12 protein-coding genes are annotated in these 12685 nt (G+C 61.6%); 9 read left to right on the top strand and 3 right to left on the bottom strand.

Annotation, left to right across the window (positions count from 1 at the left end; all coding sequences use genetic code 11):
* Positions 1-14: 14 nt before the first annotated feature.
* On the bottom strand, positions 15-1742 hold the full coding sequence (mptB, locus tag COCCU_RS07615) for a polyprenol phosphomannose-dependent alpha 1,6 mannosyltransferase MptB (protein WP_197088312.1): 1728 nt from the start codon (positions 1740-1742) through the stop codon (positions 15-17).
* Positions 1743-2102: 360 nt separating this feature from the next.
* Here mptB and COCCU_RS07610 point away from each other — a divergent pair, with 360 nt between their 5' ends.
* The 7 genes from COCCU_RS07610 (at position 2103) to COCCU_RS07580 (ending at position 8444) form a co-directional block, all read left to right on the top strand.
* Complete coding sequence (locus COCCU_RS07610) at positions 2103-2837, top strand: helix-turn-helix transcriptional regulator (protein ID WP_156230957.1); 735 nt, start codon at positions 2103-2105, stop codon at positions 2835-2837.
* Positions 2834-4276 (top strand): Fe-S cluster assembly protein SufB, encoded by a 1443-nt coding sequence (gene sufB / locus COCCU_RS07605; protein WP_156230956.1) that lies wholly within the window; start codon positions 2834-2836, stop codon positions 4274-4276. Before COCCU_RS07610 ends, sufB begins: the two co-directional genes overlap by 4 nt.
* A gap of 5 nt (positions 4277-4281) precedes the next feature.
* Positions 4282-5460, top strand: a complete 1179-nt coding sequence (sufD, locus tag COCCU_RS07600; protein ID WP_156230955.1) for a Fe-S cluster assembly protein SufD — start codon at positions 4282-4284, stop codon at positions 5458-5460.
* Positions 5461-5552: 92 nt separating this feature from the next.
* On the top strand, positions 5553-6308 hold the full coding sequence (gene sufC / locus COCCU_RS07595) for a Fe-S cluster assembly ATPase SufC (protein ID WP_156230954.1): 756 nt from the start codon (positions 5553-5555) through the stop codon (positions 6306-6308).
* 5 nt (positions 6309-6313) lie between these two features.
* The gene (locus COCCU_RS07590; protein ID WP_156230953.1) at positions 6314-7579 is read left to right on the top strand and encodes a cysteine desulfurase; all 1266 of its coding nucleotides are present in this window, start codon (positions 6314-6316) and stop codon (positions 7577-7579) included.
* Positions 7579-8025, top strand: coding sequence for a Fe-S cluster assembly sulfur transfer protein SufU (gene sufU, locus COCCU_RS07585; protein ID WP_156230952.1), 447 nt, complete (start codon positions 7579-7581; stop codon positions 8023-8025). The genes COCCU_RS07590 and sufU overlap by 1 nt, the downstream gene beginning before the upstream one ends.
* Positions 8022-8444 (top strand): metal-sulfur cluster assembly factor, encoded by a 423-nt coding sequence (locus COCCU_RS07580; RefSeq protein WP_156230951.1) that lies wholly within the window; start codon positions 8022-8024, stop codon positions 8442-8444. The genes sufU and COCCU_RS07580 overlap by 4 nt, the downstream gene beginning before the upstream one ends.
* A 282-nt stretch (positions 8445-8726) precedes the next feature.
* Here COCCU_RS07580 and COCCU_RS07575 read toward each other — a convergent pair whose 3' ends face one another.
* Together COCCU_RS07575 and COCCU_RS07570 are read right to left on the bottom strand one after the other, a co-directional pair.
* On the bottom strand, positions 8727-9188 hold the full coding sequence (locus tag COCCU_RS07575) for a CPBP family intramembrane glutamic endopeptidase (protein WP_197088311.1): 462 nt from the start codon (positions 9186-9188) through the stop codon (positions 8727-8729).
* A 166-nt stretch (positions 9189-9354) separates the two neighbouring features.
* Positions 9355-9537, bottom strand: a complete 183-nt coding sequence (locus COCCU_RS07570; protein ID WP_156230949.1) for a hypothetical protein — start codon at positions 9535-9537, stop codon at positions 9355-9357.
* Positions 9538-10139: 602 nt separating this feature from the next.
* Here COCCU_RS07570 and COCCU_RS07565 point away from each other — a divergent pair.
* Positions 10140-11771: an ABC-F family ATP-binding cassette domain-containing protein gene (locus COCCU_RS07565; RefSeq protein ID WP_156230948.1), complete on the top strand. Its 1632-nt coding sequence runs from the start codon at positions 10140-10142 to the stop codon at positions 11769-11771.
* Positions 11772-11781: 10 nt separating this feature from the next.
* Positions 11782-12276, top strand: coding sequence for a DUF1990 domain-containing protein (locus COCCU_RS07560; protein WP_156230947.1), 495 nt, complete (start codon positions 11782-11784; stop codon positions 12274-12276).
* The last annotated feature ends 409 nt before the right edge of the window (positions 12277-12685 follow it).

Below are 12685 nucleotides of genomic sequence, written 5' to 3'. Positions count from 1 at the left end.
GCAGTCACAGGGACTCAGTCTAGGACAAGGAGGTCCCGACCTCTTAATAACCACCAGCCCAGACCCGCGATGATGACAAAGCTCACTGCGGAACCGACATAGATCGCGATGACCGTGTCCGGGGGTAGCGCCAGTCCGCGGGGCAGCACAAAGAAGCTGAAGGCGGCGGAATAGATGGCCACGAACGCCCGGAAGAAGATGCGGTTGGCCCAGGCTGCCAGGGGCACAATCGCCCAGAGCATGTACCAGGGGTGCACCACAGGAAAGAGGATGACCAAAGCGAAGGTAGAGACACCGAGCCCACCCACCGGGTGGATGGTGCCGGAGAAGGTGGCGAAGAGCATGCGGATGATGAAGGCGGTGGCCACCAGCACTCCCGCCGCGCGGGTGATCACCAGGATGGCGGCGGTGTGATCGCCCATGCCCAGGAGCATTCCCAGCCAGCCGGCGATGACCCCGGCATCCGTGGTCACGGACATCCAGCTGCGGATCGTAGCTGCACCGCCTTGGCCCGTCACCCATCCCAGGCCGATCCCACTGACCAGGGTTACCAACCCGACGGTGAGCACCAGCACCGCCACCTGGCCGGCCACCGCCAGGCTTATTGACGCCCACCGCGGCAGCCCGCGGCAGTGCAGATGCCGGGCGAGCGCCATCCCGACGAAACCCAGGGAGAGGAAACCAGTGACCTTCACCATGCCCGCGCAGGAAATCAGGGCACCGGAGAGCATGATGAAGGCAATACCCCGATTGCGGACCCCGGCATCCAGGTGGTCAATGCCCCGGAGGCCGATCTCCAGGCCGAGCAGGGCAAAGCCCAGCATCACCGACTCATTGTGGATACCGCCGATCAGATGCAGCACCGTCAGTGGATTGAGGATGCCCAGCCAGAGGGCCGCAGAAGGATTGACCCGGCAGCGTTTCGCCAGCATGACCACCGCCCAACCAGCTACCAGCACACCGGCCAGGGAGAGCAGTCGGTGGGCGAGGACACCCAGCAGGATGGAGTCATTGGTCAGCAGACTGATCAACGCCGCCAGGGCAAGGGCCACCGGACCATAGGGGGAGGCGGATTGGGACCAGATGAAGGGCACCGAACGTGCCAGGTGATTTTCCGTTCCCAGTAACTCCACTGGGCCAGCGGAGTAGGGGTCCATGCCCTGGGCGACGATGGAACCATTGGCCAGATAGGAATAGATGTCCTGGGTGAAAAGTGGGGCGGTGAAGAGGATCGGCAGGGCCCAACCGATGAAGGTGCGCCGCAACAGGGAGGCTGACACCACTCCGCGTTCCCGGGTTCCGGGGCGTAAAGAGGCGCCCACGTATGGGGCCATCAGCACCCAGGCCACCACCAGTAGACCGACGCCGACCAGCACCACCATGGAAGAGGTCTGCAACATCCGGAACATCAGTGAGCCGCCCGGATAATACTGATAGGGATTGTCCACCACCGGTAGGGCGCCGGCCCCTAAGGCGCCGAAGGCCAGCATCAGCGAGCCCACGGTACCCAGCCAGCGCAGCACCGTGAAGCGGGTCAGATCCTGGATGCCGAGTTCGGTCTTCGTCCCGGGCTCTCTGCCCGGGGAAATGTCCGGCCGGATCGCATCAGCCTGCTCCGGACCCATCGGTTCATGATGAAGTTCGGCCGAGCGCGAGCCGGCGGTGCCGAGTCGGGGCAGGTCCCTGGTAAGCGTCCGCCACATTCTCCGGGGTAAAGGGTCTGATGGTTGCACAGGGCACATCCTACGCAGCCGTGCGCGCGGATCGATGAGAAGCCACCGATGACATCCCGGAAGTTTAATTCCCGCCCTCTGGGAGGAACGGGTGCCCTATCAGGGGGGAGTACCCCCAAGCCAGGGTGGCCGGCTCAGGTGGGGAAATATGTCAAAACCCCCATGAAGACCACTTAATCCAGTGACTCCAGCCATGAATTACTTTCATGGTGATGCAGGTCATCGATTACCTGCCGGGTGAGACGCTTCCCAGAGGTGGCACGTTGGACACGGGAATAGAATTAGGGAACACTAGTGTTGTCTAATGATGAGAGCCAAAACAGATGGGTCCAGGCGGCCCGGAGAAATCCGCAGGAGGTGAAGCAAAAAATGACTGAGCTAAATCAGCGGAACAAGAACGACAATCGGGTCACCGAAACGCGCTCCACTGAGGGCGAGACCCGCAATCAGATCATGCTTCACCTGCTGCAGCAGGGACCCTCCACCGCCTCCCAGCTTGGCGATCGTCTCGGCATCTCTGCCGCAGGTGTTCGTAGACACCTGGACATTCTGGTGAACGAGGGACTGGCTGAAGCGGTTGTCCGCCCCAGCCGTTCACGTTCCGGGGCGACCCCCTCGCGGGGGCGGCCCGCGAAAGAGTTTCGGCTGACCGACTCCGGTCGGGCACATTTCGGCCATGACTATGACAACCTGGCACTTCTCGCCTTGACCGCACTACGTGATATCGGTGGGGAAGCGGCTGTGAAAGAATTTGCCAGGAAGCGCATCGCCGACATCGTCGAGGGTATCGCCCCCGCCGATGACGGTGAAGAATCCGTGGAGGCCACAGCCCGGGCCCTCGCGGAGGTATTCGGTGAGCACGGTTACGCTGCCACCGTCACCAACGCCGGAAGCGGAGTTCAGATCTGTCAGCACCACTGCCCGATCTCGAACGTCGCCGCTGAATTCCCGCAGATCTGCGAGGCGGAGCATGAGGCAATCTCCGACCTGGTGGGAGTTCATGTCCAACAGCTGGCTTCCATTGCTGAGGGACACGGCATCTGCACGACGAATATTCCCTTGACCCCCATTAACAACACTCCTGATGAGAGGAGCGGACAATGACCCAAACTCAGAACCCCGGTGTCAACACTCCGAAGAGTGATGACGAGATCATCGATTCAATCGGCCCGTACAACTTCGGCTGGCATGACGAAGACGCCGCAGGCGCCTCCGCACGACGCGGCTTGAGCGCTGAAGTGGTCGCCGATATCTCCGCGAAGAAGGATGAGCCGGAGTGGATGCTCGAGCAGCGTCTCAAGGCCCTGAATATCTTCGACAAGAAGCCCATGCCCACCTGGGGTGCAGACCTCTCCGGCATCGACTTCGACAACATCAAGTACTTTGTCCGCTCCACCGAGAAGCAGGCCACCTCCTGGGAGGAACTGCCCGAGGACATCAAGAACACCTACGACCGACTGGGCATCCCGGAGGCTGAGAAGCAGCGCCTGGTGGCCGGTGTCGCAGCACAGTACGAGTCTGAGGTCGTCTACCACCAGATCCGTGAGGACCTGGAGGAGAAGGGTGTCATCTTCGTCGACACCGACACCGCCCTCAGGGAGCACGAGGAGATCTTCCGGGAGTACTTCGGAACCGTCATTCCCGCCGGCGACAACAAGTTCTCCGCGCTCAACGCCGCGACCTGGTCCGGTGGCTCCTTCATCTACGTGCCCAAGGGTGTCCACGTGGACATCCCGCTGCAGGCCTACTTCCGCATCAATACCGAGAACATGGGCCAGTTTGAGCGCACCCTGATCATCGTGGACGAGGATGCCTACGTCCACTACGTCGAGGGTTGTACCGCCCCGATCTACAAGTCCGACTCCCTGCACTCCGCAGTCGTCGAGATCATCGTGAAGAAGGGCGGCCGCTGCCGCTACACCACCATCCAGAACTGGTCCAACAACGTCTACAACCTGGTGACCAAGCGCACCAAGGTTGAAGAGGGTGGCACCATGGAGTGGGTTGACGGCAACATCGGCTCCAAGGTCACCATGAAGTACCCGGCTGTCTGGATGACTGGCCCCCACGCCAAGGGTGAGGTCCTCTCTTTGGCCTTCGCTGGCGAAGGTCAGTTCCAGGACACCGGTGCCAAGATGATCCACATGGCCCCGTACACCTCTTCCAACATCGTCTCGAAGTCGGTCGCCCGCGGGGGCGGACGCTCCGCCTACCGTGGCCTAGTCCAGATCAACGCCAACGCGCACCACTCCTACTCCAATGTGGAGTGTGACGCCCTCCTGGTGGACAATATTTCCCGCTCGGACACCTACCCCTACAACGACATCCGCAACGATCACGTCACCCTCGGTCACGAGGCCACTGTTTCCAGGGTCTCTGAGGAGCAGCTCTTCTACCTGATGAGCCGCGGCCTGGCTGAGGAAGAGGCCATGGCGATGATCGTCCGTGGCTTCGTTGAGCCCATCGCCAAGGAACTGCCGATGGAGTACGCGCTCGAGCTCAACCGACTGATTGAACTGCAGATGGAAGGATCGGTGGGCTAAGCCCAATGACTGAAGTAGCAACCGTCAAGAACGCGGCTCCGCACAACACGAAGGGGGATATCTTCTCCTCCTTTGATGTCGAGGATTTCGATATTCCGAAGGGTCGTGATGAGGTCTGGCGTTTCGTCGCCCTCCGTCGCCTCCGCGGCCTGCACAATGGTGAGTTCGCCACCGCGGTGGACCAGGACATCACTGTTGAGCTGCCCGCTAACGCCACCGGTGTCAGCACCGAGACCCTCGCCAAGAGCGATCAGCGTCTCGGCCGCGCCGGTGCCCCCATCGACCGGGTCGGCGCACAGGCCTGGACCTCCATGGAGTCCGCCCAGCTGATCAAGTTTGAGCGTAACTCCCTCAATGCTGAGCCCGTGGTGGTCACCATCACCGGCCGCGGCGATGATGTCACCTCCTTCGGTGCCACCGTGGTCGAGGTGGAGCAGGGTGCTCAGGCAACCGTCGTCATCCGCTACCAGGGTTCCGGCACCCACGCCGACAACCTGGAGTTCCTGATCGGCGACAACGCCCGCCTCAACGTTGTCGTTGACACGGACTGGAACGCCGATGCAGTGCACCTCTCCGGTCACCTGGCACAGCTGGGCCGGGACTCAGTCCTGCGCCACAACCTGGCCAACTTCGGTGGCGAGATCGTGCGCATCACCCCGCGGGTGAAGTTCACCGCCCCGGGTGCCGACGCCGAGCTGCTCGGTGTCTACTTCGCCGATGATGGCCAGTACTTTGAGCAGCGTCTGCTGGTCGACCACGCTGTCCCGAACTGCCGCTCCAACGTCATGTACAAGGGTGCCCTGCAGGCTGACCCGGACAGTGACCGCCCCGAAGCCCGTATCGCCTGGGTCGGCGATGTGCTCATCCGCGCGGCGGCTGAGGGAACCGACACTTATGAGGTCAACCGCAACCTGGTGCTGAGTGAGGGCGCCCGCGCCGACTCCGTGCCCAACCTCGAGATCGAGACCGGTGAGATCGCCGGTGCCGGCCACGCCGCCACCGTCGGCCGTTTCGATGACGAGCACCTCTTCTACCTCATGGCCCGCGGAATTCCGGAGGGAGAGGCCCGTCGTCTCATCGTCCGTGGCTTCTTCTCCGAGGTGATCAACCAGATCCCGGTTGAGTCCATCCGGGAAGAATTAGAGAACCGCGTCACCGCCGAGCTTGAGTCCGTCACCGCTTAAGCACCCATTTCGTTGAGCACCCCCTTGAGTTGGCCGGGTTCACCTGCACCCCGGCCCAGCTCATCCCCCGATCTAGCACTGAAAGAGCATCAATGAGCACCCTTGAAATCAAGAACCTCTCCGCCCAGGTCCTGCCGAGCGATGAAAGCGCCGCACCCAAGGAGATCCTGAAGGGCGTCAACCTCACCATCAAGGCCGGCGAGGTCCACGCCATCATGGGCCCGAACGGTTCCGGCAAGTCCACCCTGGCCTACGTCATCGCAGGCCACCCCCGCTATGAAGTCACCGGTGGCGAGGTGCTTCTCGACGGCGAAAACATCCTGGAGATGGGCGTCGACGAGCGTGCCCGTGCCGGCATGTTCCTGGCCATGCAGTACCCGACCGAGATCCCGGGTGTCTCCATGTCGAACTTCCTGCGCTCCGCAGCCACTGCCGTCCGCGGCGAGGCTCCGAAGTTGCGCGACTGGGTCAAGGAGGTCCGTGAGGCACGCGAGGAGCTGGCCATCGACCCCTCCTTCGGTGAGCGTTCCGTGAACGAAGGCTTCTCCGGTGGCGAGAAGAAGCGCCATGAGGTGCTCCAGCTCGGTGTCCTGAAGCCGAAGTTCGCTGTCATGGATGAGACCGACTCCGGTCTCGATGTGGATGCACTGCGCATCGTCTCTGAGGGCATCAACAACTACCAGGCGGAGACCAATGGCGGCATCCTCCTGATCACCCACTACAAGCGCATCCTCAACTACGTCCAGCCGGACTTCGTCCACGTGTTCGCCGACGGCCGCATTGTCACCTCCGGTGGCGCTGAGCTCGCCGACAAGCTCGAGGCCGACGGCTACGATCAGTTCCTGTGAGGTCGATGATGACCTTCACCAACCCTGACGGAACCCTCAACGTCCAGGCCATCCGGGCGGAATTTCCCATCCTCTCACGCACCGTGCGAGATGAGAAGCCGCTGGTCTACCTGGATTCCGGTGCGACTTCCCAGCGCCCGGAGCGGGTGTGGCGTGCTGAGGAGCAGTTTGTGCTCCACACCAACGCCCCAGTCCACCGTGGCGCCTATCAGCTCGCGGAGGAGGCAACCGACGCCTATGAGTCGGCGCGCGATAATATCGCCGCTTTCGTCGGCGCTGACACCGATGAGATCGCCTTCACCAAGAACGCCACCGAGGGACTGAACCTCATCGCCTACGTGCTGGGTGATGATCGGGCAGGGGAGTTACAGGTCAAGGAGGGCGACACGGTCGTCGTCACCGAGTTGGAGCACCATGCGAACCTGGTTCCCTGGCAGGAGCTGTGCCGCCGCACCGGTGCCACCCTCAAGTGGTACTCACTGACGGAGGATGGGCGCATCGATCTTGATTCCCTGGAACTCGATGAGACCGTCAAGGTCGTGGCCTTCACCCACCAGTCGAATGTGACTGGTGCGGTGGCTGAGGTCCAGGAGTTGGTGTCCCGCGCCAAGGCGGTCGGTGCGCTGACCGTGCTGGATGCCTGCCAGTCGGTGCCGCATATGCCGGTTAACTTCCATGAGCTTGATGTGGACTTCTCTGCCTTCTCCGGACACAAGATGCTCGGTCCCTCCGGGGTCGGTGCCTTCTACGGCAAGGCGGAACACCTGGCGAAGCTGCCCCCTTTCCTCACCGGTGGTTCCATGATCGAGGTTGTGTCCATGGACGGCTCCACCTACGCTGCCCCGCCGCAGCGTTTTGAAGCCGGCACCCAGATGACCAGCCAGGTCGTTGGACTGTCCGCTGCAGTGGACTTCCTCCGTGAGGTGGGGATGGAAAATATCCACGCCCACGAGCAGGACCTGGTGGCTTATGCACTCCCGAAGCTCGCCGAGATCGAGGGACTGCGGATCATCGGTCCGCTGGACACCCACCTGCGTGGGGGTGCCTTCAGCTTCGTAGTCGATGGCATCCACCCCCATGACCTGGGGCAGGTCCTCGATGACCGTGGCGTGTCCATCCGCGTGGGTCATCACTGCGCCTGGCCGCTGCACCGCTGCATGGACATCCAGTCCACCGCACGCGCCTCCTTCTACCTGTACAACACCCGCGAAGAGGTCGACATCCTGGTCGATGCGATCATCGCGGCCAAGGAATTCTTCGGAGTGAGCTAGTGAACCTCGAATCCATGTACCAGGAAGTGATCCTGGACCACTACAAACACCCGATGCACGCCGGTCTCCGGGATCCTTATGAGGCCGAGGTGCACCATGTCAACCCCTCCTGCGGCGATGAGATCACACTGAGGGTTCACCTCTCCGCGGACGGCAAGACCGTCGAAGACGTCTCCTATGATGCCGAAGGCTGCTCCATCAGCCAGGCCTCAACCTCCGTGATGGCCGAGGAAATTATCGGCAAACCGGTGGAAGAGGCAATGGCGAAACTGACGGCTTTCGAGGAGATGATCACCTCCCGGGGCAAGAAGGAGGGTGACATCGAAATGATCGGAGATGGCGTCGCCTTCTCCGGCGTGTCCAAGTACCCCGCCCGAGTCAAGTGCGCCCTGCTCGGCTGGAAGGCCTTCCAGGCCGCAACCGCAGATGCATTGGAGAAGCTATGAGCGAGCAAGACACCACCCAACAGGACACCCCGTCCACCGAGGAGCGCGAGTCCTCCTCGACCTTCGAGAAGCAGCAGGCCCGCCCGCCGCAGACCGAAGCACAGATCGCGATGGCCGCTGACGTCGAGGAGTACATGCGCGATGTCATCGACCCTGAGCTGGGCATCAACGTCGTCGATCTCGGCCTGGTCTACGACATCTGGATCGAGGGGGAGCGGGATGCCATGATGGACATGACCCTGACTTCTCCCGCCTGTCCGCTGACCGATGTCATTGAGGACCAGTCCACCTCAGCCATTGTCGGTAACAAGGTCGCCGACAGCCTCACCATCAACTGGGTGTGGATCCCCGCCTGGGGTCCGCACATGATCACCGAGGAGGGTCGCGAACAGCTCCGCGCCCTCGGCTTCGCGGTCTAACTCCCGCAGCAAGAAGCACACCCCCAGGGGATCCCGCCAAAGTTGGTGGGATCGATCCCTGGGGGTGCTTGTGTTTGCCCCGCCTGGCGAGGTTCCGGCGCTGATCTCGCCGAATCCCAGAATGCTCACCGCGCTGAGCGGTGATGAGAGAAAAATCTTCGTACCTACTGCCACCGCAACTGTGAAACGCCGTCACGCAGCGATCATCGAGAGATGAAAAACTTTAAGCCTTCACCCCTGAAATCCTGACCACTCCACGCATGGGCCACCTTCGGCTCCAAATCATGTCTCCTCTCGCTTTCGCGGACATCGGGTGGTGATCAGAATTCCGGCGAGGGTGAAGGGGATGACACCGAGGGAGAGCATCGCCACTCCGGATCCACCTGCGAAGACGACCGCCTCATGGGTGAGGACGAGCTGGGCCCCGGTCTGGAACGGGACATGGAAACCAAGGGACATCCAGATGGAACCGGTGATCAGTCGCAGATATCCGAAACCGATGCCCATCCTCAGGAAGAGTGAGAGATCCAGGAGATTCCAGTCCTGGTGGAGCATGCCGGCGAAGACGGTAAACAGCAGCGCTTGGTTGGTGATGACCCACCAGCGACTCTGCACGGCGGACAGCGCGGTGGTGACATAACCCCGGAAAACTGCCTCTTCAGGAATTGCCTCAGTGACCAGGACGGCAACAAACAGCAGCAGAGCAGTTCTGACCAACTCTCCGACGGAGACAGTGAGGGTCAACGGTGTCCCCAGGAGCGCGAGAACAGCGAAGGTGAGCGAGCCGGAATGAACCAGAGCGCGGCACCCCTTGGTGCGAGGTGCCAGTCCGCGCGCATTTTCGTGATCCCCGCATCGGGCATCTGACGGGGGTCGGCTTTTCTGATGAGGAGAGCAATGAGCCCGAGCATCACAGCGCCCATTGCCGCTCCCGCACCGATTCGGGCCAACAGGGCCCCGGCTCGGAGGAGAACTCTGTGGGCAGGAAGTCGGCGCTGCCTGCGAGGCAGCCCCAGAGGACGGCGATGACGAGCGTAATTCGCCAGGCTGCGCTCATGATGCGATGCCACATCATCGGGGCGGGGTCGTTCATGCGAGCTCACCTATGCCTCGAACCGCGTACACTCCGTCTCGATCATTTTCTGACCCCGATGACACCTGCATGTCCAGGAATCTGAGAAGTCATACCCGTAGTTTGATGATCCTTGCTCTTGACTAAGGGGGTGGGACTCGGGGACTCGGAGCCCGCGGGAAAACACTAAGGACTTTTAGCTTCTCAGCGTAGAGAAAATCCTGGTGAAAGTGTCTGATATCCCTGAATTGAGGCACTGGTGCAGGGATACTGAGCATCCTCGTAGGGTTAAATATTTCCCGAACCCAACCAGGACATATGGCCTCACGCTGGAGCGGAGGCCACGAATCATCATGCCGCCGGAAAGCTGCCCCCGGGGACGCTGACAGGTCACCGTTTTTCAATTCCCGTACCTGAATGTCGATCCTTCAAAGCCATCATTCGAAGCTGTGGAAAAGCCGCCAATGAACCTGCGCGGCACAGAAAACAGGGGGTGAGCGCTCTCTGATTTCGGTACTGGTGGGGGAGTGTCCACCTGGAAAACCTTCTGCCTTCAATGTGATCTGGGGCTCGCTTATTCTCCCGTTTAGCTTTCAGCAGTTGAATTGATACACTGGCCTGCTGTGATTGTCACCAACGACCTTGAAGTGCGCGCTGGCGCCCGAACCCTGCTCAATGCCCCCGGGCAGCTCCTGCGGGTCCAACCGGGTGACCGTGTCGGACTCGTCGGCCGTAACGGTGCCGGCAAGACCACCACCATGCGCATCCTGGCGGGAGAGACCCAGCCCTACGGCGGTAAGGTCACCACCGCCGGTGATATCGGCTACCTGCCCCAGGACTCCCGGGAGGGCAATATCGAGCAGACCGCTCGGGACCGTGTGCTCTCCGCCCGTGGACTGGATCAGATCCGTTCCGCGATGGAGCGGCAGCAGGAGATCATGGAGACGACCCTCGATGATCGCAAGCGCGATGCGGCGATCGGCAAGTATTCCCGCTTCGAGGAACAATACGCTTCCCTCGGCGGGTATGAGGCTGACTCCGAGGCCGCCCAGATCTGCGATAACCTGGGCCTGCCCGCCCGGATTCTGGATCAGAAGCTCAACACCCTCTCGGGTGGCCAGCGTCGCCGTGTAGAGCTGGCACAGATCCTCTTCGCCGCCACCAACGGCTCCGGAAAGTCCGCCACCACCCTGTTGTTGGATGAGCCCACTAACCACCTGGATGCCGACTCTATTTCCTGGCTGCGAGGGTTCCTCTCCAAGCACGAGGGTGGGCTGATCATGATCTCCCACGACGTCGAACTGCTGGACGCGGTCTGCAACAAGATCTGGTACCTGGATGCAGTCCGCAGTGAGGCTGATGTCTACAACATGGGCTTTACCAAGTACAAGGACGCCCGTGCCACCGATGAGGCCCGTCGTCGTCGGGAGCGCGCCAACGCCGAGAAGAAGGCCGGTGCACTGAAGGTGCAGGCCGCGAAGCTGGGTGCCAAGGCCACGAAGGCTGCCGCAGCCAAGCAGATGCTGGCTCGTGCCGACAAGATGGTCAACTCCCTCGATGAGATCCGGGTGTCTGACCGGGTCGCCAGCATCTCCTTCCCGGAGCCCGCACCCTGCGGCAAGACCCCCATGAACGCCAAGGGGCTGACCAAGATGTACGGTTCCCTGGAGGTCTTCGCGGGTGTGGACCTGGCCATTGACAAGGGATCCCGGGTGGTGGTGCTGGGTTTCAACGGCGCCGGTAAAACCACCCTGCTCAAGCTGCTGGCCGGTGTGGAACGCACCGACGGAGAGGGTGGCATCGTCTCCGGTTATGGCCTGAAGGTGGGTTATTTCGCCCAGGAGCATGACACCATCGATCCGGATAAGTCGGTCTGGCAGAACACCCTCGACGCCTGTCCGGATGCGGTGGAACAGGATCTGCGGGGCGTGCTCGGTGCCTTCATGTTCAGCGGCGATCAACTGCAGCAGCCTGCCGGCACCCTCTCCGGTGGTGAAAAGACCCGCCTGGCGCTGGCTGGCCTGGTCTCATCCCGGGCAAACGTTCTGCTGCTTGATGAGCCCACCAACAACCTGGATCCGCAGTCCCGTGAACAGGTGCTGGATGCCATCCGAACCTACACCGGCGCGGTCGTCCTGGTCACCCACGACCCGGGTGCCGTCAAGGCACTGGAGCCGGAGCGGGTCATCGTGTTGCCTGACGGCACCGAGGATCTGTGGAGTGACGAGTACATGGAAATCGTCGAGTTGGCCTAGGCTCAGCAGCATGAGCACGCTGACCTACCCGACCTTCTTACGTGGGGCGAGTCTGAAATTAGCGGCTGGGATAGACCCTGTGGAGCTGGGACTTGAGGGATGGCAGATCACCGACCGTTCCCTCGTGCTGGGTCGGGGCCGGAACTGTTTCGAGCAGGCCTCACAGCGCCTCTTCGACTGGCGGGCACATGCCCACGCAGGGGTGAAGGTGCAGCGTTCTGGTCAAGTGGTGGAGCTGAAGTTCGGGCCCACCCTTTCTCCCTGTCTGATTTTGGTTGAGGAGCGCGGGGCGGAGCAGTCTCTGCTGATGTACGGAACTCTGCCGGGTCATGTGGAAAATGGGGAAGAGGCCTTCCTGATCACCTTGGAACCCTCAGGTGAGGTTCGGGCCCGGTGCGTGGCCTTTTCCAAACCTGCCTGGTTCTGGGCTCGACTGGGAAAGCCAGTGGCACGAGTGGTACAGCTGGCGGTCACTGATGCCTATCTACGGGGAATGCGGTCCTAGGGCCGCGAGGCTTCCACAGTATTGACCTGGCGCTTCCGTCCTCCTGGGCAGGCCTGCTTCCGTGCTACCTCCTTCAGTTCGGGCCCTTCCTGGGGGTCGCTTCGAACGTCGATCCGCGAGACGGGGGAGTGGGGTCTGTTTCTCTGAGAAATTGCTGGAGATGGCCTGTGTTGTGGCGGGCTGATCTGAGCGGGAAAAAGCTTCATCGTCTCTCTTTCGTGATCTTATTGTTATCATTCTTTGAAGTCTGATCCAGCGAGTCCCCAGCCCGCGCGGAGAATACTGGTACTTTTGGGTCTGGTGTTACGAAAGTTGATTCCTGAGGCTCGGGATAACTTTTGTTTCCCGAAGCTATCCTGCGCTATTCTTCCAACCGTAACGAACTCTTGGGCCCAGCCGAAGTAGAGCC

This window comes from Corynebacterium occultum (assembly GCF_009734425.1).
Taxonomy (GTDB): domain Bacteria; phylum Actinomycetota; class Actinomycetes; order Mycobacteriales; family Mycobacteriaceae; genus Corynebacterium; species Corynebacterium occultum.
The sequence above is the reverse complement of the archived record's forward strand: the minus strand, read 5'-3'. Positions and strand labels throughout refer to the sequence as shown.

Coding starts and splice junctions, on each gene's coding strand:
- mptB (WP_197088312.1), bottom strand. CDS start 1,742: ATGTGCCCTGTGCAACCATCAGACCCTTTACCCCGGAGAATGTGGCGG.
- COCCU_RS07610 (WP_156230957.1), top strand. CDS start 2,103: ATGACTGAGCTAAATCAGCGGAACAAGAACGACAATCGGGTCACCGAA.
- sufB (WP_156230956.1), top strand. CDS start 2,834: ATGACCCAAACTCAGAACCCCGGTGTCAACACTCCGAAGAGTGATGAC.
- sufD (WP_156230955.1), top strand. CDS start 4,282: ATGACTGAAGTAGCAACCGTCAAGAACGCGGCTCCGCACAACACGAAG.
- sufC (WP_156230954.1), top strand. CDS start 5,553: ATGAGCACCCTTGAAATCAAGAACCTCTCCGCCCAGGTCCTGCCGAGC.
- COCCU_RS07590 (WP_156230953.1), top strand. CDS start 6,314: ATGATGACCTTCACCAACCCTGACGGAACCCTCAACGTCCAGGCCATC.
- COCCU_RS07580 (WP_156230951.1), top strand. CDS start 8,022: ATGAGCGAGCAAGACACCACCCAACAGGACACCCCGTCCACCGAGGAG.
- COCCU_RS07570 (WP_156230949.1), bottom strand. CDS start 9,537: ATGAACGACCCCGCCCCGATGATGTGGCATCGCATCATGAGCGCAGCC.
- COCCU_RS07560 (WP_156230947.1), top strand. CDS start 11,782: ATGAGCACGCTGACCTACCCGACCTTCTTACGTGGGGCGAGTCTGAAA.